This is a genomic window from Paraburkholderia sp. GV068 (assembly GCF_003058125.1).
Lineage (GTDB): Bacteria > Pseudomonadota > Gammaproteobacteria > Burkholderiales > Burkholderiaceae > Paraburkholderia > Paraburkholderia graminis.
This window is the reverse complement of record NZ_QBUB01000009.1, coordinates 284,544-306,410: the sequence shown is the minus strand read 5'-3', so window position 1 is coordinate 306,410 and position 21,867 is coordinate 284,544. Positions and strand designations below refer to the sequence as shown.

Below are 21,867 nucleotides of genomic sequence, written 5' to 3'. Positions count from 1 at the left end.
CGCCTCCACGGTTCATCAACGCAATCTCATTCTTGCGATCATGCAAAGCCCAACTCCGCTGTCATCTGAAGTCTCATCTGAAGTCATCTCGCTCTGGTTCAACGAGGCGGAGGAGGCGCGCGTCGCAGGCCGGCTCGATACGGCGCAGGCGCTGCTCGACCGGATCATCATGCACGATTCGACGCACGCCGGGGCTCTTTATGCGCGTGGGCTGGTGGCGCTCGCGTCGGATCAGCTTCCGTTGGCGCAGCGCTGGATCGAGCGCGCGATCGAAGTCGAGCCGCAGCCGCCGTTCTTCGACATGCTGTGCCTCGTCCAGATCAAGCTGCGCATGTTCGCGAGCATCGCACAGACCGCGAAGGCGGGACTTGTCCATCAGCCGGATTCGCTCCCGCTTCACTACTACCTGGGCGTGGCGCTGCAATTGCAAGGGCGTGCCGACGAGGCCGCGGCTGTGTATCGGCGTTTGATCGAGCTGAAGCCGGACTACGCGCAGGCGCATGCGAACCTCGGCGTCGTCGTCAAGGATCTGGGCTCGTTGAGCGACGCGGAGCGGCATATCAGGCAAGCCATCGCGCTCGATCCCGCGAATCGCGGTGCGCGCGCGAGTCTCAGCCTGCTGCTGCTCGCGGCAGGCCGCTACGAAGAGGCGTGGCCGTACTTCGAGGAGCGCACGGCGAATTTCGTCGATGCTCGCGGGCAGCCCGCGTCGCAGGCGCCGCAACTGCCGTTGCCGCAATGGAAGGGCGAGCGCCCCGACGTGGTGGGCGGCGCGCATGGCCTGAACGCGAGCGGCGCGCGTCTGCTGGTGTTGCCCGAGCAGGGCCACGGCGACAGCCTGCAATTCGTGCGTTATCTGCCGCTCGCGCTCGAACGCTTTGCCCAGGTGGGCTATATCTGCCCGCCGTCGTTGCGGCGGCTTTACGAAGAGTCGTTGTGCGCCCGCTGGCCAGGTCTCGTGATGCTCGACGACGTCATGCCGGACATCAGTCAATGGGACTGGCAATGTCCGTTGATGTCGCTGCCGCTCGCGTTCGGCACGCGCCTCGACAACATTCCAGCCGACGCATATCTGTGCGCGGACCCGCAGCGCTCCGCGACCTGGCGCGCGAGACTCGACGCGTTGCCGCAACAAGGGCTGCCGCGCGTCGGCGTCGTGTGGGCGGGCGGTCACTCGGGGCTTACCGAAGACCGCGCACGCAGTCTGAGCTCGGCGCAAATGGCGCCATTGTTCGCGTCGTCGCCGCTTCGCTGGATCAGCTTGCAAAAGACCGACGACCTCGCGAAGCGTCCGAGCGCCGCCACGAAACCGTACTTGACCGACTGGATGGATGAAGTCGCGGACTTCGCGGACACCGCGGCGATTATCGACAACCTCGATCTGGTCATTTCCGTCGATACGTCGGTCGCGCATCTCGCCGCTGCGATGGGCAAGCCGGTCTGGCTGCTCAATCGCTTCGCCGGTTGCTGGCGCTGGCTGCGCGATCGCGAAGACAGTCCGTGGTATCCGGGCGTGCGCATCTTCACGCAGCCGGAGCGGGACAATTGGACGGACGTCATCGCGCGTATCGCGGAGGAACTGAAGCGTCGTTATGAACTGGGCAAGACGTACGGCTCTTTTGTGCGCTAGCGGGCTGGCATCGCGGCTTCGTGTTGGCCCCGTAAAACAAACATAAACGCGCGGTTCGCGATGCCGCGCTCGCCGACATGCAACACCTGCTTGCGATATTCTTTGGCGAAGCAGGGCGCGCGTCGAGCGCCTGACAAAACCTAAAGGAGCCGCGATATGAAAGCCGTCAAGATTGGATCACCCGCCAGCGTCGATAGTCTCCAGGTGGTCGACATCGGCGATCCTGGACAGCCCGGCGCGGGCCAGCTTCGGGTTCGCATTCACGCGAGCTCGTTGAACTTCCATGACTATGGCGTCGTGAGCGGTGTGTTGCCCGCCGAGGCCGGGCGTATTCCGATGGCGGACGGCGCGGGCGTCGTCGAGGCGGTCGGCGCAGGCGTCGACGGATTCAAGGCCGGCGATCACGTGGTGTCGTGTTTCTTCCCGTTCTGGGAGAACGGCCCGCCCGCCATCGGCGACTTCACGACCACACCGGGCGACGGCGTCGACGGCTATGCGCGTGAAGTCGTCGTGCTGCCGAGCCGGTATTTCACGCATGCGCCGCAGGGTTATAGCCATGCCGAATCCGCGACGCTGACGACCGCGGGGCTCACCGCGTGGCGGGCGCTCGTGGTTGACGGTCAGTTGAAGGCGGGCGCCACGGTGCTCGTGCTCGGCACCGGCGGCGTGTCGATCTTCGGCTTGCAGCTTGCGAGAGCCATGGGCGCGTCGGTTATCGCGACGTCTTCATCGGATGCGAAGCTCGAGAAGCTGCGCGCGCTCGGCGCAGATCATACGATCAACTACCGCGACAATTCCGAATGGGGCAAGGAAGTGCGCTCGATGACCGGCGGCCGAGGCGTCGATCATGTGATCGAAGTGGGCGGCCCGGGCACGTTGCCGCAGTCGATCACGGCTTGCCGGATCGGCGGGCATATTGCGCTGATCGGCGTGCTGACGGGCCGCGCCGGCCCCGTGCCGACCGCGGCGCTGATGGCGCGGCAACAGCGGCTGCAAGGCTTGATCGTCGGCAGCCGGCAGGACCAGCGCGATATGATCCGCGCGCTCGAAGTGACGGGCATCAAGCCGGTGATCGACAGCACGTTCGAACTCGCGCAACTCGCGGATGCGTTCAGGCACGAGGCGTCGGGTGCGCACTTCGGGAAGATCTGCGTGTCGATTTGAGCGCGGCGCGGTGCACGGCCCGCCAGGTTTAGCCGCGCTGCGCGAGATCGGCAAACGTGATGCGGCTAGCCGCGCAGGCTTCAGTGAACGCTTCGTCATAGCTCGAGAAAAACACCGTGCGAGTTTGCGCGAGTGTCGTGAAGAGATCGACCAGCACGGCGCGCGCGGCGGCGTCGAGTCCACCTACGGGCTCGTCGGCGATCAGCACGCTGGTTTCGCCGAGCATCGCCGAGGTCAGAAAGAACTTCTTGCGCGTGCCGAACGACATCTGTTCGAAGCGCTTGTCCATATGCGGCGTGAGCCCGAAACAATCGGCGAGCGTCAGCGTGGCGTCGCTGACGCTCGCGTTGCGCGCCGCGGCCACGCGCTGCAAGTACTCGCGGCCGGTCGGATCGGGCGACGGCATGCAATCCTCTGGCACGTACGTCAAAAGCGATCTCGCGACGGCGGGCGCCGCGTTCACCGAATGGCCGCCGATCCAGACATCGCCGGAATCGGCTGCAAGCGCGCCGGCGAGAATCGCGAGCAAGGTGGATTTGCCGCTTCCCGACTCGTCGTTGAGCGCGACGCAACCGGCGGCGGAGTCGTGATGCAGTTCCGCGAAAACGATGCGGTCGTTATAGCGCTTGCTGAGGTTTTCGAATCGAAGCATAAGTTGTGGCGTGTTGAATGTGCGTGCCGCGCAGGGGCATGTCGCCGTCTCCGCAATCAAGCGCTGACGAATGGCGAAGCCTAACAAAAAATGCGCGCGGTCCAGAAACGAATAATCAGGAACAATTGACCGATTACCGCTCGACAGCGCATGACAAAAAATAGGGCGGGTTGAAAATGATAGGTCTACAGAATACACGGCCTTTTTTACGCTGCTAAACTGTGCGCCGGAGCAGTTTTCTACCGCATCTCATGCGCGGCTTGCGCCCTATATTCCGCCTTCATCAAACGGCGGGATAGGCGGTAGAAACAGGCCTTTTCTGCGATTTGGAAGAAGCAGCCGCACGGCATACTGGCTCGTACGCGACTGGTAAAAGGGATGCATGGTTGGGCATCCTCTCTTCCGGGCAGGCGTGGCGTCGCGAAAGCCGATTCCTCTCCCAACCGCTCATCCTCTGATTTGACATGTATTAGGGCTCGCTCGGGCCTGTTTTTGGAAGTGACTCATGAAGCCGGGAAAGAACTCGCTTGAGAAAAGACGTGCACGCAAAATCACCGTGGCGGCCGTGGCCGCGCTCATTGCATTCGTGCTCGCATTCAGTTTGTGGCATTACCAGCAGCGCTCGGCGCAGGTCGCGCCCGCGCTAACCGGCGTCGCGAGTCAGATGCGGCACGATACGTCCGCGTGGACGCGCGAGGAGAAAGACGCGTCGCAAATGCTGCGCGACATTCATGACGCGAACGTTGCGGCGATCGGCGTGAGTCCGAGTGCGATTCTCGTGTCGAAGCGCGACGGTTCGAAGTACTTCGTGACCGACCACAACGCGACGTTCTCGCATGCGCTGCTGCTTGGCGAACCTAAAACCGGCGACGCCGCTTCCTATCAGCTCGTGTGGTTGCCCGACGCAGACATTCGCACGGGCGGCTCGCGCTGGCTTCAGGTGTTCGACCAGACGCGCGACGTGATCAGCCTGCTTCTGCCGCTGCTGCTGATCGGCGGCATGGTGTGGTTCATGCGCCGCGAAATGCGCGGCGGCGCGTCGCTGTTGACGAAGGCACCCACGCTGCGCTTCGACGACGTGATCGGCGCGAACGAAGCGAAGGCGGCGCTCGCGGACATCCGCGGTTATCTGTCGAGCCCGAAGCAATTTACGTCGATGGGTGTGCGCGCGCCGTGCGGCATTCTGATGGTGGGCGGTCCAGGCGTCGGCAAGACGCGGCTTGCGCAGGCGCTGGCCGGCGAATGCGGCGCGAACTTCATCTCGATCACGGGCAGCTATTTCAGCGCGAAGTATTACGGCGTCGGCATCCAGAAGGTCAAGCACCTGTTCGAAATGGCGCGCAAGAATGCGCCGACGGTGATCTTCATCGACGAAGCCGACGGCCTCGCGAAGCGCACCGACACAGGCGGCGGCCCTGTCGAAGCCGAGAGCAACCGCATCATCAATCAGCTGCTCGCGGAAATGGATGGTTTCGCTTCGAACGAAGGCGTGATCATCGTCGCGGCTACGAACCATCCCGACAATCTCGACGAGGCATTGCGCCGGCCGGGCCGTTTCGATCGCACGGTGCAGGTTCGCCTGCCGGATCGCGAAGATCGCGCGAAGATTTTCCGCTTCTATGCGGAGAAGCTGAAATCGAAAGCGGCGGACATCGACTACGATCAGCTCGCGCGTCTGACCACGGGCCTGTCACCCGCGACCGTCGCGATGGTCGTGAACCAGGCGGGGCTTGTCGCGCGCAAGGCCGGCGAGACGGAAATCGCGGCGAAGCATTTCATCGAGGCGATCAAGATTGCCCGTATCGGCGACGTGAGCGGCGCCGAGCGCGCGCTGACCGAAGACGAACGCACGCGCATCGCCGTGCACGAAGCGGGGCATGGTCTCGTGGCCGCGCTGCTCGGCACAGGCGTACTCGAAGAAGTCACGATTTTGCCGCGAGGCGGCGCGCTCGGCGTGGCGCTGATCACCAAGGCGCAGGACAAGCATTTGTACCGTGAGACCGAGATCCGCAACGAGATCAAGGTGCTGCTCGGCGGGCGCAACGCGGAAATTCTCGCGTTCTCCGAGGCATCAAGCGGGGCGGCTTCCGATTTGCAGGAAGCGTCGCGCATCGGCCTCGACATGGTGTCCAAGTTCGGCTTTAACAGCGACGGCAATCTGTTCAGCCTCGCCGCGTTGCCTTCGCAATACGCGGGTCTTCAGATGAAGAGCGCGATCGAGCAGGCGAACGTGCTGTTGAAGGAATTGAACGAGCAGTGCTATGGCCTGCTGCATGCGTACGAGCCGGTGCTGCGCGCTATCGCCGACGAACTTCTCGAGCACGAAACGGTGCCTGGCGAGACGGTGTATCGGCTGATCAGGGAGCATAAAAGCACGCTGAAGATCGTGCACGAGCAGGAGCCTGAGCCGGAAGCCGCGTAAAGGCGGATAAGCCGACGCGCGCTAGGCGAAGTCGGATGGCCCCGGCGGCGGAACGCCCGGAGGCGTCTCCGTTTCGCCCAAAGGGTCGCGCTTCGCTTCGTCGTCATCCGATGGCGGCGTTTCGCCTTTCTCGGGCAGCGGCTGATCAAGCCCCGGTTCGACCGGCGTCGGGATTGCATCGCCGATAGGCTTTGAGACCTCGGTGGGTGGACCGCCGGGGTCTTTTGTTTCGTCTGGCTTCTGGTCGTGCTCGTTCGGGCTATCGGGCTGAGTGGCCACGGCGCATCTCCAGTTGATTGCAGTCACGACAGGCAGGCAGCAATGCGCGTGCCCAAGGGGTCGACTTCGACAACCTCAAGCGACCTCGGAAGCCGCATCATCGTCTGTCAGCACGCGCGCGCCGCGTTTATCGTGCTGCGGCGCTGCAGACTTTGCGTTATCCACCGAAACCCCCCGCGTCTTCAATCGAAGAATCGGCTCCTCGATCAGCCGCCATGACAGCAGCGCGAGCCCGAGCGAGATGCCGAACGACGCCGCAATTCCCAGCGTATGCGCCCACAGCGGCACCGCACCGCCGAACAACGCCTGCGCGCGATGGTTGCGGGTCAGGTCGGGAATCAGGTTGTGATACAGATAGAAGCCGTAGCTGATCCGCCCGAGCCCCGCGAGCCAGCGCGCTTCCAGCAGACCCACGACGACCGCATTGCGGCAGCATGCAATCGAACACACGAGCGCCGCGATGCATACCCCGTACACGGCATTGACGACGGTGAACAGCAGCGGATCGTGCAACTCGCTCCACACCGGCTCGCTCGCGCAAAAGCCCACGAGACAAACGCTCAACGCAAACAGCGTGGCGCCGTGGCCGAGCCACGCACGCACACCGGCTGCGTTGCCGGCGACCATCAGGCCGCCCATTCCGCCGAGCGCCAATAGCCAGAAGTTGCTCAACGGATGCGTGTAGATCGTGATCTCCTGCCAATGCCCGGCGCGCATCGCGAAGAGCGCAACGAGTCCCGTCGCCGCGATCATCACGCACGCGACGAAATGGCGGCGCGCGGCAAGCAGCAACAGCAGCGGCGCGACGACGAGATAGAACTGCTCCTCGATCGCGAGACTCCACAAATGCGAGTAGCGCCCTGGCCAGTAATGCAACACTGAGCCGATCCAGAAGTTCGACAGATAAGCGAAATGAAACGGCATGCCGCTCGCCAGTTCCGGACTCGCGATGCCGAAGAGCATCAGCACGCACATCACGGTCAGCATCAGGTAATAAATCGGGAAGATGCGCAACGTGCGGCGAAACAGAAAACGCTTCAGCTCCACGACGAACCCGCTGCCGTTTTCTTCGATGCGAAGCCGTTGTGCCGAGAGAATGCCGATAATCAGAAAGCCGCTCAGTGCAAAGAAGATCCATACGCCGAGATGGCCTATTTCGCCGATGTCGCCGAATAGCCGGTGCTGAAGAAAGACCATCAGGACTGCAATGGCGCGCAGTCCGTCGAAGCCGGCAATTCTTTTGTTCATGTGAGTGTCTTCCAATGCGAAGGCGGTGCGCGTGCGCGAACCGTTCAGGCCGGAAATGGAAGGACCGGTGCCGCGTGAATGACCGGGCAGGCGTATCCGGTCCACATGAGTGGCCGCCGTGCGGAGCATCGTTCGAGCGGGACGCGCGAACTCCGACGGTCGTGCATGAAACCATCCTACGATGAAAAAAAGCGAAAAAAATCGCACACCGCAATGCGCGGATTTTTTTCGGCGGCAATTACCGGTGCATTCGCAAATAGCTGTGAAGGCCGCAAAACTTGCCGCGCATCGAATGCGCTTTCCATCGCGAATTCTGAATTGCGTGAATCGCCGCAATCGCGCCAATCGCCTGAATCACAATTACCGCTTGCCGACAGCGCGATTTCAGATTGCCACTGCGCCACTGCAAACAGGAGGCTGCCTGTCAGCGTGCATGAACTCATCGCACGACGCCGCCCCAAACGTTATATCGTGCTGTGTTGCTGGATAACCTTGCTGCGAGAACCGAATGGACATTCGCCGCGGACGCTCCGTCGAAGTCGACTTCTTTCGCGGGGTCGTGCTGATCGTCATCGTGCTCGATCACATGCCGGGCAGCACGCTTTCGCATTTGATGCTGCATGCGTACGCGTTGTGCGATTCGGCGGAAGTGTTCGTGTTTCTCGGCGGCTATGCGTCGGCGGCGGCCTATACGGCGGTGCTCGCCACGCGCGGCGAGAAGGCCGCTAATCTGCGCTTCGTGCTGCGTTGCTGGGAAATCTACCGCGCCTATCTGTTGACGGCGCTGCTCACGCTGCTTTCGGGCGCGGTGCTCGCGTTCCTCAATCTGAATCACGCGATGATCGAACTCACCGGCTGGTCGCCTTTCGCCGCGAGGCCGCTGCATCAGGCGCTTGAAATCGCGGTGTTGCGCCGGCAGCCGTATCTGTCGAGCGTGCTGCCGATGTACGTCTTTTACGCGCTGCTGGTGCCGGCCATGGTGCCGCTGGCCATGCGCTCGCGCGTGGCGGCGCTGGCCCTGAGCGCCGCCGTATGGTGGCTCGCGCGGCCGCTTGCTTCGCTTCTAAGCATTGACGACATCGCCGACTGGGCTTTTAATCCGTTTGCGTGGCAACTGATGTTCGTGCTCGGCATCGTGTGCCGGCTCGCGCCGGTCAGCGAGCGCTTTCATGCAGGGAAGGCCGCTCGCTGGTTGACATGGGCGGCCGTCGCCGCCGTGCTCGCGTTTGCCGCGGTTAAACTTTTCGTGTTGACGCAGCCTTTGCCCGGCACCCTTAAACAGAATCTTTCCGTGGACCGCGTGATCAATTTCATCGTCATAGCATGGCTTGCCGCGCGGCTCGTGCGCGTGGGCAGCATCGCGCGGCTTGCGCAGCGCCTGCCTGCTGTCGTTACCGTGGGGCGCACGGGGCTCGTGTGTTTTGTCGGCGGCACGCTCGTGTCCCTGATCGTCGATACGGCGACGCCTCACATGTTTCATGGCTTTCGCGGCGTGCTGATCGGGCTGGCCGGCGATGTCGTCGCGATCGGCGCACTGCTGATTCTTGCGCGCGGCTGGCACGGATGGAAAGGGCAGCAACTGCGCGCGGCAGCGAGCGGGGCGCGTTGAGGATGAGGGCGCGCTCGCGCCGCACGGCTGTTCCGCGAGCTTCGCGGCTATGCGCATTAGCAATCTCGGTCGCAATAGCGGCCACGCTTGCCGGCGTGCTGCCCGGACCCGGCTCGCGTACGGTGCTCGCCGCGCAAAAGGAGGCGCCGCTTTCGATGCGTTGCGCCGAATTCGCGGGCGCCGTCTTGCCGCCGGAACTCATCGCATTGCCGACTGCGGGCGCGCAGATCGAGAGCGCGTCGATGGTCGGCGCGACCGCGCCGGGCAATCAGCAGGGCGGCGAATACTGCCGCATCACGGGGCGCATCAAGGCGGCGAAGCCGACCACGCCCGACATCCGCTTCGACCTGAATCTGCCGCGCCACTGGAACGGCCGCGCGCTGCAAGTGGGCGGCGGCGGCTATAACGGCGTGGTGGTGAGCGGCGTCGGCGTGATGCCGTTTTCACCGGATCGCGCGCCGCTTGCGCAAGGCTATGCGACGTTCGGCGACGATTCCGGGCATGTGGGCGATTCGTCGCTGGCGGTGTTCGGTCTCGTCGACGAAGCCGTGACGAACTTCGGCTATGCGCACCTGAAGAAGACACACGACGCCGCGCTTGCGTTGATCGCGCGCGCTTATGGGCGGCCGCCGCAGCGCATGTATTTCGCCGGCGGCTCGACCGGTGGCCGCGAAGGCTACACGGTGATGCAGCGCTTTCCCGACGACTACGACGGCGTCATCGCCAATTCGCCGGCACTCAATTTTTCCGGCGTGCGGCTCATCGGCGTGAAGGTCGGCCAGGCCGAATATGCGACGCCGGGCGGCTTCATCCCGCCGCTGCTGCTGGATCACGTGTATCGACGAACGCTTGCGGTTTGCGACCGGCTTGACGGCGCCGCCGACGGCATCGTGAGCGACGTCGCCGCATGCCGGGAGCATGAGGCGGAGATCGTCGATTCGTTGCGTTGCGCGGGGCACATGCTGCCACGCGACGAATGCGTCACCGAGCCGCAACTCGCTACGTTGATGGTGCTGCGCGATGGTTTGTCGCTGCCGTACAAGCTCGCCTGGAATGTCGGCGGTTATCGCGGTTACAACGTTTTTCAGGGCACGTATTTCGCGGGTTCACTGGGCCTCGGGCACCAGGCCGAACGGCTCGCGACGCCGAGATTCTTCGCCAACGGTTACCTGTTTGCGCAGGGCGACGGCTATGTGCGTTACTTCGTTGCACACGACGCGGACTTCGACTCGCTGAAGTTCGACCCGCAACGTCCCGGCAAATATCGCACGCAATTGATCGCGCTGTCGCAGACCATCGGCGCAATGAACACGGACCTCGCGCGCTACATGGCGCGCGGCGGAAAGCTCATCACGCTGCAAGGCCTCGCCGATGAAGTCATCAGCCCCAATCAGACGATTGCCTACCGTCAGGCGCTCGTCGATCGTTACGGTGTGGACGAGGTCAACCGTTTCATGCGTCTGTACATGGTGCCGGGTTTTCAGCATGGCAGCGGTGCGTTCGTGCCGTCGGTGGATCTGCTTGGCGCGCTCGATAGCTGGGTCACGCGCGGCGCGTCGCCGGAAACGCTGATCGCCACCGACATCGCCGCGGCGACCAATGGACGCTCGCGACCGTTGTGCCGCTATCCGACGTTTCCGCGTTACGCGGGCAAGGGCAATGTGAATCTCGCGAGCAGCTTCGTATGCGCGGAGCCGTGACGGCGAGCCGTAAAGCGAAGCGCGACTTCTTTACATTGGAGCCGTTGCAAAATCCACCATCGACGCTGGAGCATTGCAAGCGCTCTGATTGCGGGTGAAAAAACAAATGGACGGCGATGCCGTCAAGCGGCGCCGCCGTCCATCTTTCCTCGCGCTCTTAAATCAGGGCCTCGAATTCATACGACTGCCCCGGCCCGAGCGCGAGTCTTCCCTTAACGTGATTACTGCCCGTTCTGCATCGTACCGTTAGTACCGCTCGTGCCGCTGCGGGTACCGTTGCTCATGCTGCCGCTATTCGAACGGTTCGTGGTTGCGCTGTTCGGCGATGCGCCGGTGCCCGTGCCCATGCCGCCGCCGGTGCCGGTCACGCCCGGCGAGCCATAGCCGGAATCGCCGGGGTGCTTCATCGTGCCGGGGCCGACGCCTGGCGCCGCGGTGCCGCCCGCGCCGCCCGTCGTGCCGCCGCCGGCGCCCACGCCGTTACCGCCGCCCGAGCCGCCCGCACCCGCTGCCGCACCACCGCCGCCCATGCCGCCGCTACCGCCGGCACCGGCACCGCCGCCCGCTTGTGCAAAGGCTCCGCCCGAGAGTGCCATTACGAGCGCTGAAGCAAAAATCGTTTTGGTAAAGCGTTTCATGGTTCATCTCCATAGAGTCGATTGATGTCACGCGAGCGCCTTGCACTCACATGAACAAACTGCCGCAAGCACTGTGCCTTGGATGCCGGCGCGACGCGCACGGGCGCAGCAGCACGGCTGAAATCGAGCACGCGGCGTTCCCGGGACGGTGGCGGCGGGAGTCTGCTGGGCGATCGGGGAACGCTGCGGGAGACGACGCGCATCGCGCCCATATCGTTACGGAAACCGAACTATCTTGCGCTGCAGCGAAACGGCTCGGCGATGAGTTCGGCGGTACGCGACTTCCCGTAGACTTCGATCCGTTGCGCTGCAGGCTTTCGCAGTTTCCATTACATTGCGGGTGCGGCCGCGCTTGCGCGTCATTTCATCCACTTAAACAACGGTGTCTGCCATCGTCGAATCCATGCAGCCAATCGTCTCAGTCACGAATCTGTCGAAAACCTATGCAAGCGGTTTTCAGGCGCTCAAAAACATCAACCTCGGGATCAACCGCGGAGAAATCTTTGCCCTCCTGGGGCCAAACGGGGCGGGCAAGACCACGCTCATCAGCATCATCTGCGGCATTGTCAACGCTAGCGAAGGCAGCGTGATGGTGGACGGCCGCGATATCGCCGCCGACTATCGCGGCGCGCGCTCGCTGATCGGCCTCGTGCCGCAGGAACTCACCACCGATTCGTTCGAAACCGTCTGGGCGACCGTCTCGTTCAGCCGCGGCCTGTTCGGCAAGCCGAAGAATCCCGCGCATATCGAGAAGGTGCTGCGCGACCTGTCGCTGTGGGAAAAGCGCAATAGCAAGATCATTACGCTGTCGGGCGGCATGAAGCGGCGCGTGCTGATCGCGAAGGCGCTGTCGCACGAACCTCGCGTGCTGTTCCTCGACGAACCCACGGCCGGTGTCGACGTCGAATTGCGCCGCGATATGTGGAAGCTCGTGCGTTCGCTGGCGGCAAGCGGCGTGACGATCATCCTGACCACGCACTACATCGACGAAGCGGAGGAAATGGCGGACCGCATCGGCGTGATCAACGGCGGGGAGATCATGCTCGTCGAAGAGAAGACCGAACTCATGCGCAAGCTCGGCAAGAAGCAATTGACGCTGCAACTGGAGAGCCCGCTCGACGCACTGCCGCCCGCGCTCGCCGGCTACGGGCTCGATGTCGCCAAAGGCGGCAACGAACTGATCTACACGTATGAAGGCGACGGCGGCCGCACGGACATCATCGCGCTGCTCAAGGCGCTCGACGACGCCAGCATCCGTTTCAAGGACCTGCACACCACGCAGAGTTCGCTTGAAGACATCTTCGTGAGCCTGCTTCGAGGTAATCAATGAACATCTACGCCATTCGCGCGATCTACAAGTTCGAGATGGCGCGCACCTGGCGCACGCTGATGCAAAGCATCATCGCGCCGGTGATTTCCACGTCGCTTTACTTTGTCGTGTTCGGCGCGGCCATCGGCTCGCGTATCAAGGAAGTGGACGGCATCAGCTACGGCGCGTTCATCGTGCCGGGGTTGATCATGTTGTCGCTGCTGTCGCAAAGTATTTCGAACGCGTCGTTCGGCATTTACTTTCCGCGCTTTACCGGCACCATCTACGAGTTGTTGTCCGCGCCTGTGTCGTATCTCGAGATTGTCGTGAGTTATGTGGGCGCGGCGGCTACCAAGTCGATCCTGCTCGGGCTCATCATTCTCGCCACCGCGGGCCTGTTCGTGCCGCTGCAAGTGCAGCATCCGTTCTGGATGATCCTGTTTCTCGTGCTGACCGCGGTCACGTTCAGTCTGCTCGGGTTCATCATCGGCATCTGGGCGGATAGCTTCGAGAAACTGCAACTCGTGCCGCTGCTGATCATCACGCCGCTGACGTTCCTCGGCGGGAGCTTCTATGCGGTGAACATGCTGCCGCCGTTCTGGAAGATCGTGACGCTGTTCAATCCGATCGTCTATCTGGTGAGCGGATTCCGCTGGAGCTTCTACGGTCTCGCGGATGTCAACGTCGAAATAAGCCTCGCCATGACGGCGCTCTTTCTCGCGGTGTTTCTTGCGATCGTTGCGTGGATCTTCAAGACGGGCTACCGGTTGAAGAGCTAGGCGCAAAGCCCGCGCATTAAAAAAACGGCGTGGCGGCGGGAAGCCGCCACGCCGTTTTCGTGGCCTGCCTGCACTACGTGCGTGCTCCGTGCGTACTCCGCGTACTACCCGCGGCTACGACACGTAAGCCTTCGCGACGTTGATCAGTTGCACGCGATTGCGCACATTGAACAACTGCCGCAAGCGGCGCAGATGGTAGTCCACATTGTGCGGCGACAGCCCGAGGAAATACGCGATTTCCTTGTCGCGCTGCCCCTGAACCACCGCCTTCAGCACTGCGTGCTGCAACTCGCTCAACGTCACGCGATGCTGCTGCGCGGGCGTCATGCCGATCACGCTCTTCGCGTGCGTCCAGATGAACTCATGAATCGTGTGCGCGAACATCAGCGTTTCGGCCACGATCGATTCGGTCATCCAGCGCGGATTGGCGATCTCCGAGTTAAAGCACAGGCTCGCGCTCAGTTCCGGCTCGGGCAGCGGCATCTGCGTGAGAATGCCGCTTTTGCGCCCGGTTGCCTCCAGCATGTCGATCAGCCCGCCGAGCCGCTCGCTGCGCATTTGCGCACGCGGCAGATCGGCGCGCATGTCGACCGTGTTCCAGAGGAACGGCATGCCGGTCGGCGACGCGAGCGCCACGCGCGGATCGAGCTCGAAATAACGCTCGCGGAAATAGCGCGTGAGCCAGCTTTGCGACTCGTAGCTCGTCAGCACGAACATGGTCTTGCGATGCGCCGACGTGCGCGTGGCCGTATAGCTGAACGAGTTGAAGCCCAGTTGCCTGATGCGCTGCCGCACGAATTCGATGCGGTCCTGCGCACTGCCGAAACGCACCAGCGGACTGATGACCGGCGCGCGCCGCGCGGCCGGCGCGGGCGTGCCGATCTCTTCCTCGGTGAACAGCGTGAGGAAGCCTGCGGGCGCCGCGCCTGTTGCCGCGCGGCTAGATACGATCGATGCTTCAGCCGCGTGGGCTGACTTCGCGGCCTGCCGCGTACCGGCCGGGTAGGCCGGTTGTGCGGTGACCGCTGGGTTGTATGCTGCCGACGCATGGCCGGCTTCGCCCTGCGGCGAACCGGTCAGCCAATGCGGCAGCGTATCGCATTCGTGTTCCATGAAACGGTAGCTCCGGCGTTCGAAACGCGTGAAAGACGACAACCTGAATGATTAGCTATTTCCAAAAATTACGGTAGCCGGTTCCTTGCTATCATTTTTGCGATCTTGCGCTGACAGCCGACCGGCCACGCGGGTTTGACGGGTTTCTCTCTTTTGCATACGGCACCTCCTTGGGAATGGACGTGAAGACACGAATTCCAAAGCTGACAACGACGCTTGCCTACGACCGCTACATGGCGGGCCAGAAACTGGTGTCGAGCGTGGATCGCCCGTGGCGGCATCTGGTGTTGCGCTCCTATCTCGAGCCGGACGAGCAGGAACTGCTGGAAGCGCCCGGCCTGCAGGACCTCACGCTGATGACGCTGGCAAGCGGCGCCGAGCATCTCGAGCGCAATCTGAACGGGCGCTGGGAAAGCGCCGAACTGCGAGTGGGCGAACTCTGGTATGTGCCGCCCGCGCCGATTTCCTGGCGCTGGCGTTCGATCAGCGATGAGCCGCTGTCGACCGTCCATTTACATATCGAGCGCAGTCTGATCGACAGCGTCGCAGATCAGATGGAGCTCGGCGGGTCGTGCCGCGAACTGTCGCTCGGCGACGCGATGCGGTTTCATGATCCGCTGGTTGCCGCGATGCTTTCTGCATTGCATCGCGCCGCCAGTGATCCGGCCGACTCGCGCCTGTATGTCGATGCGCTGGTTCACGCGCTCGCCGCGCATCTTCTTCAACATTATTCGCGCGGCCGGGAAGCGGGCACGGCGCGCTTAGATCAACCCGAACGGCTGGTGCCGCGCCGCATCCGGCGTGTAACCGATTACATCCGGGCGAATCTCAGTGCCGACCTGACCATCGGCGAACTTGCCGCGCAGGCCGGCTTAAGCAGCTTCCACTTTGCTCGCGTGTTCCGCCGCGAAACCGGCGAAACGCCGCATCAATACGTGACGCGCTTGCGACTCGAAGAAGCGGCCAGGCTCTTGCGTTCGACCGATCAGACCGTGCAGCAGATCTCAATTGCGGTTGGTTACGAGAATGCCAGTCATTTCTCCGTGCAGTTCAAGCGTGATTACGGCGTGACGCCGCTGGCTTACCGGTTGCGCGGCTGACGTGCGGACCGTGCGGCAGCCAACGCTTGCGCCGGTAAGCGATCAGCAACGGACAAGCAGCCGACCAGCAAAATGGCCAGTTCAGCCTCAGACAGGTTATTGGACAAGGGCCGGCAACGGCCGGCAACACTAGGCAACAGCGGCAACAGCCGGTGATGGACGGCGTCCGCTGCGCTCGCCGCTGCGAGCGGTGCCCTCCGATGCATGGCGGCGCTGCGCCTTTCGTTCGCGCTTGGTTTGGCGGCCGGCCGGACTGCGCCACGCAGGAAGAAGCGAAGCTGGAAGCCGTCTGTAGGAATCACGCACCTTTCGAAGTGTGCTGTGCATTGCGCGGCTTGCAAACTACGAACTTTCGTGGCGCGACAACCTGCAAAGCTGGCATGGCCATGCTATGTCGACTCACGCACGGTCCAATCGGCGCGTGGCGCTTGCGGTCGAACTGGCCTGACCGGGCCCGCGCGAACTGTATCTGTCGAACCCTTGCACGGCACGACAGAATGACCAGCCCACGGCTTGGCCCGAGCCGCGTCTGACCGACCACTTCATCCAACATTCACCGTCATACCGGATATCAAGCGATGACCCGACTTCGAATCACCTCCTGCGGCCATGTCTTTATCGCCGAAACGAACCCCGACGCGCCGCAAACCGTGGCCGCTTTCCTGAAGCTGTTGCCGTACCGGCAGAAGATCATCCACGTACGCTGGAGCGGCGAAGGCTGCTGGGTGCCGCTCGGCGAATTCAAGCTCGAGAACGACGGCGCGGCGGTCGGCTTCGAAAATCACACGAGCCATCCGTCGGTCGGCGACATTCTGTTTTATCCGGGCGGCTATAGCGAAACCGAAATTCTGATCGCCTACGGCTCGTGCTGCTTCGCGAGCAAGATGGGACAGCTCGCGGGCAACCACTTCCTGACCATCGTCGAAGGCAAGGAGAAGTTGCGCGAAGTCGGCGTAAAGGTTTTGTGGGAAGGCGCGCAAGACGTGCTGTTCGAAAAGATCTGAGCATCGCCGGGCGTTTTTCGGACGCCCATCTAAGTTGCACGCGCGGCGTCTGCGTCGCGCGTTCATGCTTTGATTGCGAGCCGGCATCGACGGGCTCGCATTTCCTCCATGCCGATTCTCGGCCACTCTCAGCATTCGACTAAAAACGCTTAATCGTCCGCATTCGGGATTAAGAGCTTTGGCAGTTTTCGCCTGAATCGCACTATGCCATTTAGCTAATTAAAGCTAAAAAATCGCTTTTAGGATTAATCGTATTCGCGAACCGCGGAGGCGGTTGCACACTCGTCGCTCCAGCCTTGTTGGCCAAGTAAAAGCGCAGTGCGTCCTGAGTCTGTTTAGTCGATTAAATACTTAGGATGGCATAAGAAAAGTCTCGGCAAGAGACAGTAAATAAAAAGAATGGGAGGAATGTTGAACAAGACCTATAAAGCGGTATGGAATGAAGCGAGGCGCGTCTATGTGGCCGCATCGGAAGTCACGAAAAGCGGGGGTGCGAAGTGCGCTTCGGTATGCCGGGCGCTGGCCGCGGCGGCGGCGGGCTTGCTCGGCGCGCTGGTGTTCGCGCAACCGGCCGGCGCCCAGGAGTGCGCGCCCTCCGGCTGCCCGAATGTCGCCGACGCGCTGTTCTACGATAGCGACGCGCACGACAGCGCGACGCTCGGCAATGCGGGCACCCCGGTCAGAGTGACGAACGTCGCCCAAGGCGCGCTCAACGCCTACAGCACGGACGCGGTAACGGGCGCGCAACTGCACGCCACGAACGATGCCGTCTCGCAGAACGCGGCAAGCATCTCGGACCTCGCGGGCAACATCGAAAGCGGTCAGACAGGACTCGCGCGGCAGGACCTGGGCACGCGCAATCTGAGCATTGGCGCGGGCACCGATGGCGCGTCCGTGGACTTCACCGGAACCGGCGGCCCGCGCGAACTGCGCGGCGTCGCGGCGGGGACGACTGCTCAATCGGCGGTCAACGTTACGCAGCTTAAGGAAGTCGTGTCGACGCTCGGCGGCGGCGCGTCGGTGAGCGCGAGCGGCTCGACCGTCGGCCCGCGGTACTACATGCAGTCGGGCACGCAAACCACCGTCGGCGGCGCGCTGAGTTCGCTCGATACCGGCATTGCCACGCTGCAGTCCCAAGTCGTGTCGGGCAGCATCGGTCTCGTCAAGCAGGACCTCGGAACGCGCGACATTCTGCTCGCGCCGTCGTCGACGGGTATCCGGATGAACGTGGCCGGCCTCAACGGCAACCGCACGCTCACAGGACTCGCGCGCGGCGCGATCGACGCGTCCAGCAGCGACGCGGTCAATGGCGCGCAACTCTACGGTAATGCCGCGAGCGTGGCGGCCGCGCTCGGCGGCCAGGCGGCGGTCAAAGCGGACGGCACGGTCAAGCCGCCGCTTTACACCATCGGCGGAAACACGTTTGGCGACGTCGGCTCGGCGCTCGCGGCGGCCGTCAACACGAGCGTGACAACCAGCACCGCGGCGAGTGCGGCGGCAAGCGCGAAGACAATTGCAGCGGCCACGGCCGACTCCGTTCAATACGACTCCGCCGCGCACGACACCCTGACGCTCGGCAACGCCGGCGCGCCGGTCCGCGTGACCAACGTACGCGCCACGAGACTGGACAGCGACAGCCTGGACGCGGTGAACGGCGGCCAACTGTTCGCGACCAATCAGGTGGTTGCGCAAAACAGCGACAACATTGCAAGCCTTGATCGGCGCGTCGGCAGCAACGCGACCGACATCTCGAATCTCGACCAGCGCGTGAGCGTCAACACGACGAAGATATCGGGCCTCGACACGCGCACTACAGCGCTCGAAGGCAATGTGACGAACGTCGCGAAGCAGATCACGAACGGCGAGATCGGGCTCGTCCAGCAGGACCTGACCTCGCGCGTCATTAGTGTCGGGCAAGATGCAGGCGGCGCGCGCGTGGACTTCGCGGGCACGAGTGGCGCGCGTCAATTGACCGGCGTCGCGGCGGGCCTGGCCGACACGTCCGCGGTCAACTTTGCGCAGTTGAGGCCGGTGGTCGCCGGGCTTGGCGGCGGCGCGCAGGTCAATATCGACGGCTCCGTGACCGGCCCGTCGTATCACGTGCAAGGCGGCACGCAGAAGAACGTCGGCGACGCGCTCGATTCGCTCGACAGCGGGCTCAGCACACTGCAGCAGAACGTCCAGCAGGGCGGCGCCGGCATGGTGACGCAAGACCCGTCTTCGCGCGTCATCAAGATCGGCGCCTCGACCGACGGCCGGGCGATCAATGTGGCGGGCACGCAGGGCAACCGCGTCGTCACCGGCGTCGGACGCGGCTCGCTCAACGCGGCGAGCACCGACGCGGTCAACGGCTCGCAACTGTTCGCGCAAGCCGCGAGCACGGCGACGGCGCTCGGCGGCGGCTCGACGGTGAACGCGGACGGCTCGGTCAGCGCGCCTTCGTACAAGGTGGGCGGGCAGGTCGTCAACAACGTCGGCGGCGCGCTCGGCAATCTCGACGGCCGCGTCACGCAAAACAGCAACGACATTGCGGGTCTGCAGAACACGGTTGGCCACATCAACGGAACGGTGGCGAATGCCGTTCAGTACGACAGTTCCGCGCACGACAAGATGACGCTCGGCGGCACGGCGGCGAATGCGCCGGCCGTGCAGTTGACCAACCTGAAGAACGGCGAAGTATCGGCAACCAGCAGCGATGCGGTAACCGGCGCGCAGCTCTGGCAAACCAATCAGCAGATCAGCAGCATCGACCAGACTGTCCGGAACTATGCGACGAGCGGCAACGGCTATACGGCCGTGAACAGTTCCGCGAGTGCGCCGCAGGCAACCGGCAACGGTTCTGTGGCGGTCGGCGGCGGAGCGAAAGCGTCGGCGGCGAATACCGTCGCGCTAGGCGAAGGTTCGGTCGCGGATCAGCCGAACACGGTTTCCGTCGGCTCGTCGGGTAACGAGCGCCGCATCACGAACCTCGCCGCAGGCCAGGCGCCCGGCGACGCCGTCAACATGCAGCAGTTCCAGGGCGGCATGGGCGATCTGGCGCGGCGTGCGTATGCGGGAACGGCGTCCGCGATGGCAATGACCATGGTCCCGGAAGTCGACGCGACGAAGAACCTCGCCATCGGCGTAGGCACGGCGGGTTACATGGGTTATCAGGCGGTGGCCGTGGGGCTGTCGGCGCGCGTCGCGCAGAACTTCAAGGTGAAGCTGAGCGCGGGCATCAGTTCGGTGACCACGGCGGTCGGCGCCGGCGCCGCGTATCAGTGGTAGCAAGGGAAGCCAGCCGGCGAGAACTGCCGGCGGCAAATCGAAGGCGCCCCGCGCGCCCCGCGGTGCAGGCGGCGGGGCGCAGGTGCGCTTACTGGAACAGCTTCATCGCTTGCGAGAGCGTGTTGAACACGCCCCACGCGAGCGGGATCATCACGTACAGCCAGAAGACGGCGATCTTGACCTTGTTGGTCGGGTGCACGGGTTCAATGGTCGACATGCGAGTCTCCTTATGCGCCTTTGGCGACTTGTGCGTCGGTCATGTGATGCTTGTCGTCCACACGCTTGACCAACAGATTGCAGATGAAGCCGACCACCAGCAGCACGGCCATGATGTGAACCGTCATCGTGTAGGCGTCGGCCTTCGCCACGCCGTGCGCGACTTCGTACGCGCGGATGTAGTTCACGAGCACCGGACCCGCCACGCCGGCCGCGGCCCATGCGGTCAGCAGGCGTCCATGAATGCCGCCGACAAACGCCGTGCCGAACATGTCCGCGAGATACGCGGGCACCGTCGCAAAGCCGCCGCCGTACATCGTGAGGATGATGCAGTACGCCAGCACGAAGAGTGCCATCTGGCCGGACGCGGCAAAGCTCGGCACGAGGAAATACAGCACGGCGCCAAGCGCGAAGAAGATGAAGTAGGTGTTCTTACGGCCGATCCAGTCCGACGCCGATGCCCACACGAAGCGCCCGCCCATGTTGAACAGCGACAGCAGGCCGACGAAACCGGCAGCGGCGGCAGCCGTCACGGTGCCCTTGAAGCTCTCCTGGATCATCACCGAAGCCTGGCCGAGAATGCCGATGCCGGCCGTCACGTTCAGGAACAGCACGAGCCAGATCAGATAGAACTGCGGCGTCTTCAGCGCCTGGTCGATGTGCACGTGGTTACGCGTGATCATCTTTTGCTGCGAGGTCGCGGGCGGCGTCCAGCCTGCCGGTTTCCAGTCCGTCGGCGGCACGCGAATGGCCAACGCGCCGATCGACATCGAGATGAAATACACGATGCCGAGCACGATGAACGTCTCGGCCACGCCGATGCTGGTCGCGCTCTTGAAGTGGTTCATCAGCGCGACGGACAGCGGCGCGGCAATCATCGCGCCGCCGCCGAAGCCCATGATCGCCATGCCGGTCGCCATGCCGCGGCGGTCCGGAAACCAGCGGATCAGCGTCGATACCGGCGACACATAGCCGAGGCCGAGCCCGATTCCGCCGATCACGCCGTAGCCGAGATACAGCAACGCGATCTGGTGGAAGTACACGCCCAGCGCGGAAATCAGGAAGCCGCCGCCGAAGCAGCAGGCCGCGGTGAACATGGTGCGGCGCGGGCCGACGTGCTCGAGCCACTTGCCGGCGAACGCCGCCGACAAACCGAGGAACACGATCGCCAGCGAGAAAATCCAGCCAAGGGAAGTCAGCGACCAGTCATCGGGCGCGGATTGCGTGATGCCGATCACCTTGGTCAACGGGCCGTTGAACACGGAGAACGCGTACGCCTGGCCGATACAGAGATGGACGGCGAGTGCCGCGGGAGGAACCATCCAGCGCGAGAACCCCGGTTTCGCGATGGTGGCTTCTTTCGAAAAAAATCGTGCGGAGCCTGAATTGTGCTGTGGCTCGGTCATGCTGCTCATGGTCGGTCTCCCGGAAAGCGAAGTCTTTGTTATCGGCGCATCAGACCGAATCCTTTAGTGCTTCGGCGTGAGAATTGCTACTCGATGGGGCGCTCATATATGCGGCTGGGCTTCATATGAACGTGCGCAAGTCCCGGATGGAGCTTGCCTGGTCGAACGATAGGGCGGCGGACCTAGGTTGGCAATATGAGATAGAAATGCATAAGGCATTGCCCGAGGAAATGCGACGCGCATCTGCCGGATCGCGGCAGTGGGTCCAGATGTCGGGTCTGGCGCAACTTGGCGTGCAGCCCGTACCGCGCCTTCAAAGCAAAAAAGGCCG

At 63.3% G+C, this 21,867-nt stretch carries 18 protein-coding genes; 10 read left to right on the top strand and 8 right to left on the bottom strand.

Annotated elements, in window-relative coordinates; all coding sequences use genetic code 11:
• Positions 1 to 40: 40 nt before the first annotated feature.
• Together C8K18_RS20165 and C8K18_RS20160 are read left to right on the top strand one after the other, a co-directional pair.
• Positions 41 to 1,630 (top strand): tetratricopeptide repeat protein, encoded by a 1,590-nt coding sequence (locus C8K18_RS20165; protein ID WP_107709057.1) that lies wholly within the window; start codon positions 41 to 43, stop codon positions 1,628 to 1,630.
• Between the two features lie 156 nt (positions 1,631 to 1,786).
• Entirely contained in the window at positions 1,787 to 2,794 is a 1,008-nt protein-coding gene (locus tag C8K18_RS20160) for an NAD(P)-dependent alcohol dehydrogenase (RefSeq protein WP_107709055.1), read from the top strand.
• Positions 2,795 to 2,822: 28 nt separating this feature from the next.
• On the opposite strand, the gene C8K18_RS20155 is transcribed toward C8K18_RS20160, so the two are convergent.
• On the bottom strand, positions 2,823 to 3,446 hold the full coding sequence (locus C8K18_RS20155; protein ID WP_107709053.1) for an ATP-binding cassette domain-containing protein: 624 nt from the start codon (positions 3,444 to 3,446) through the stop codon (positions 2,823 to 2,825).
• A gap of 505 nt (positions 3,447 to 3,951) precedes the next feature.
• Here C8K18_RS20155 and C8K18_RS20150 point away from each other — a divergent pair.
• On the top strand, positions 3,952 to 5,868 hold the full coding sequence (locus C8K18_RS20150; protein ID WP_006049148.1) for an AAA family ATPase: 1,917 nt from the start codon (positions 3,952 to 3,954) through the stop codon (positions 5,866 to 5,868).
• Positions 5,869 to 5,889: 21 nt separating this feature from the next.
• On the opposite strand, the gene C8K18_RS20145 is transcribed toward C8K18_RS20150, so the two are convergent.
• The 3 genes from C8K18_RS20145 to C8K18_RS20135 form a co-directional block, all read right to left on the bottom strand.
• Positions 5,890 to 6,147, bottom strand: coding sequence for a hypothetical protein (locus C8K18_RS20145; RefSeq protein WP_029966536.1), 258 nt, complete (start codon positions 6,145 to 6,147; stop codon positions 5,890 to 5,892).
• A gap of 75 nt (positions 6,148 to 6,222) precedes the next feature.
• Positions 6,223 to 7,395, bottom strand: coding sequence for an acyltransferase (locus tag C8K18_RS20140; RefSeq protein WP_107709099.1), 1,173 nt, complete (start codon positions 7,393 to 7,395; stop codon positions 6,223 to 6,225).
• A gap of 176 nt (positions 7,396 to 7,571) precedes the next feature.
• Complete coding sequence (locus C8K18_RS20135; RefSeq protein ID WP_107709051.1) at positions 7,572 to 7,838, bottom strand: hypothetical protein; 267 nt, start codon at positions 7,836 to 7,838, stop codon at positions 7,572 to 7,574.
• 65 nt (positions 7,839 to 7,903) lie between these two features.
• Here C8K18_RS20135 and C8K18_RS20130 point away from each other — a divergent pair, with 65 nt between their 5' ends.
• Together C8K18_RS20130 and C8K18_RS20125 are read left to right on the top strand one after the other, a co-directional pair.
• Positions 7,904 to 9,004: an OpgC domain-containing protein gene (locus C8K18_RS20130; protein WP_107709049.1), complete on the top strand. Its 1,101-nt coding sequence runs from the start codon at positions 7,904 to 7,906 to the stop codon at positions 9,002 to 9,004.
• 2 nt (positions 9,005 to 9,006) lie between these two features.
• Positions 9,007 to 10,704 (top strand): tannase/feruloyl esterase family alpha/beta hydrolase, encoded by a 1,698-nt coding sequence (locus tag C8K18_RS20125; RefSeq protein ID WP_107709047.1) that lies wholly within the window; start codon positions 9,007 to 9,009, stop codon positions 10,702 to 10,704.
• A 221-nt stretch (positions 10,705 to 10,925) separates the two neighbouring features.
• On the opposite strand, the gene C8K18_RS33355 is transcribed toward C8K18_RS20125, so the two are convergent.
• Positions 10,926 to 11,342, bottom strand: a complete 417-nt coding sequence (locus C8K18_RS33355; RefSeq protein WP_181324929.1) for a hypothetical protein — start codon at positions 11,340 to 11,342, stop codon at positions 10,926 to 10,928.
• 403 nt (positions 11,343 to 11,745) lie between these two features.
• On the opposite strand from C8K18_RS33355, the gene C8K18_RS20105 reads away from it, so the two are divergent.
• Positions 11,746 to 12,672 (top strand): ABC transporter ATP-binding protein, encoded by a 927-nt coding sequence (locus C8K18_RS20105; RefSeq protein ID WP_006049154.1) that lies wholly within the window; start codon positions 11,746 to 11,748, stop codon positions 12,670 to 12,672.
• A complete protein-coding gene (locus C8K18_RS20100) occupies positions 12,669 to 13,430 on the top strand; it encodes an ABC transporter permease (protein WP_006049155.1) in 762 nt (253 codons plus the stop codon). The genes C8K18_RS20105 and C8K18_RS20100 overlap by 4 nt, the downstream gene beginning before the upstream one ends.
• Positions 13,431 to 13,544: 114 nt before the next feature.
• Here the strand turns inward: C8K18_RS20100 and C8K18_RS20095 are convergent, their stop codons facing one another.
• Positions 13,545 to 14,543 (bottom strand): LuxR family transcriptional regulator, encoded by a 999-nt coding sequence (locus C8K18_RS20095; protein ID WP_107709041.1) that lies wholly within the window; start codon positions 14,541 to 14,543, stop codon positions 13,545 to 13,547.
• 176 nt (positions 14,544 to 14,719) lie between these two features.
• Here C8K18_RS20095 and C8K18_RS20090 point away from each other — a divergent pair, with 176 nt between their 5' ends.
• The 3 genes from C8K18_RS20090 to C8K18_RS20080 all read left to right on the top strand — a co-directional run bounded on the left by C8K18_RS20090 (position 14,720) and on the right by C8K18_RS20080 (position 19,914).
• The gene (locus tag C8K18_RS20090) at positions 14,720 to 15,643 is read left to right on the top strand and encodes an AraC family transcriptional regulator (protein WP_107709039.1); all 924 of its coding nucleotides are present in this window, start codon (positions 14,720 to 14,722) and stop codon (positions 15,641 to 15,643) included.
• Positions 15,644 to 16,221: 578 nt separating this feature from the next.
• The gene (locus C8K18_RS20085) at positions 16,222 to 16,647 is read left to right on the top strand and encodes a DUF3830 family protein (RefSeq protein WP_029966520.1); all 426 of its coding nucleotides are present in this window, start codon (positions 16,222 to 16,224) and stop codon (positions 16,645 to 16,647) included.
• Between the two features lie 408 nt (positions 16,648 to 17,055).
• Positions 17,056 to 19,914 (top strand): YadA-like family protein, encoded by a 2,859-nt coding sequence (locus C8K18_RS20080; RefSeq protein WP_107709037.1) that lies wholly within the window; start codon positions 17,056 to 17,058, stop codon positions 19,912 to 19,914.
• Positions 19,915 to 20,002: 88 nt separating this feature from the next.
• Here the strand turns inward: C8K18_RS20080 and C8K18_RS20075 are convergent, their stop codons facing one another.
• Positions 20,003 to 20,131 carry a hypothetical protein gene (locus C8K18_RS20075; protein ID WP_006049160.1) on the bottom strand — a complete coding sequence of 43 codons (129 nt, stop codon included), beginning with the start codon at positions 20,129 to 20,131 and terminating at the stop codon, positions 20,003 to 20,005.
• A 10-nt stretch (positions 20,132 to 20,141) separates the two neighbouring features.
• On the bottom strand, positions 20,142 to 21,545 hold the full coding sequence (locus tag C8K18_RS20070; protein WP_107709035.1) for an OFA family MFS transporter: 1,404 nt from the start codon (positions 21,543 to 21,545) through the stop codon (positions 20,142 to 20,144).
• Positions 21,546 to 21,867 lie beyond the last annotated feature (322 nt).

What these genes read in the sequence shown, in the direction of transcription:
- C8K18_RS20090 (WP_107709039.1), top strand. Translation starts at nt 14,720, where the DNA reads ATGGACGTGAAGACACGAATTCCAAAGCTGACAACGACGCTTGCCTAC.
- C8K18_RS20125 (WP_107709047.1), top strand. Translation starts at nt 9,007, where the DNA reads ATGAGGGCGCGCTCGCGCCGCACGGCTGTTCCGCGAGCTTCGCGGCTA.
- C8K18_RS20105 (WP_006049154.1), top strand. Translation starts at nt 11,746, where the DNA reads ATGCAGCCAATCGTCTCAGTCACGAATCTGTCGAAAACCTATGCAAGC.
- C8K18_RS20095 (WP_107709041.1), bottom strand. Translation starts at nt 14,543, where the DNA reads ATGGAACACGAATGCGATACGCTGCCGCATTGGCTGACCGGTTCGCCG.
- C8K18_RS20140 (WP_107709099.1), bottom strand. Translation starts at nt 7,395, where the DNA reads ATGAACAAAAGAATTGCCGGCTTCGACGGACTGCGCGCCATTGCAGTC.
- C8K18_RS20070 (WP_107709035.1), bottom strand. Translation starts at nt 21,545, where the DNA reads ATGAGCAGCATGACCGAGCCACAGCACAATTCAGGCTCCGCACGATTT.
- C8K18_RS20100 (WP_006049155.1), top strand. Translation starts at nt 12,669, where the DNA reads ATGAACATCTACGCCATTCGCGCGATCTACAAGTTCGAGATGGCGCGC.
- C8K18_RS20165 (WP_107709057.1), top strand. Translation starts at nt 41, where the DNA reads ATGCAAAGCCCAACTCCGCTGTCATCTGAAGTCTCATCTGAAGTCATC.
- C8K18_RS20130 (WP_107709049.1), top strand. Translation starts at nt 7,904, where the DNA reads ATGGACATTCGCCGCGGACGCTCCGTCGAAGTCGACTTCTTTCGCGGG.
- C8K18_RS20135 (WP_107709051.1), bottom strand. Translation starts at nt 7,838, where the DNA reads ATGAGTTCATGCACGCTGACAGGCAGCCTCCTGTTTGCAGTGGCGCAG.
- C8K18_RS20075 (WP_006049160.1), bottom strand. Translation starts at nt 20,131, where the DNA reads ATGTCGACCATTGAACCCGTGCACCCGACCAACAAGGTCAAGATCGCC.
- C8K18_RS20155 (WP_107709053.1), bottom strand. Translation starts at nt 3,446, where the DNA reads ATGCTTCGATTCGAAAACCTCAGCAAGCGCTATAACGACCGCATCGTT.
- C8K18_RS33355 (WP_181324929.1), bottom strand. Translation starts at nt 11,342, where the DNA reads ATGAAACGCTTTACCAAAACGATTTTTGCTTCAGCGCTCGTAATGGCA.
- C8K18_RS20085 (WP_029966520.1), top strand. Translation starts at nt 16,222, where the DNA reads ATGACCCGACTTCGAATCACCTCCTGCGGCCATGTCTTTATCGCCGAA.
- C8K18_RS20080 (WP_107709037.1), top strand. Translation starts at nt 17,056, where the DNA reads ATGTTGAACAAGACCTATAAAGCGGTATGGAATGAAGCGAGGCGCGTC.
- C8K18_RS20160 (WP_107709055.1), top strand. Translation starts at nt 1,787, where the DNA reads ATGAAAGCCGTCAAGATTGGATCACCCGCCAGCGTCGATAGTCTCCAG.
- C8K18_RS20150 (WP_006049148.1), top strand. Translation starts at nt 3,952, where the DNA reads ATGAAGCCGGGAAAGAACTCGCTTGAGAAAAGACGTGCACGCAAAATC.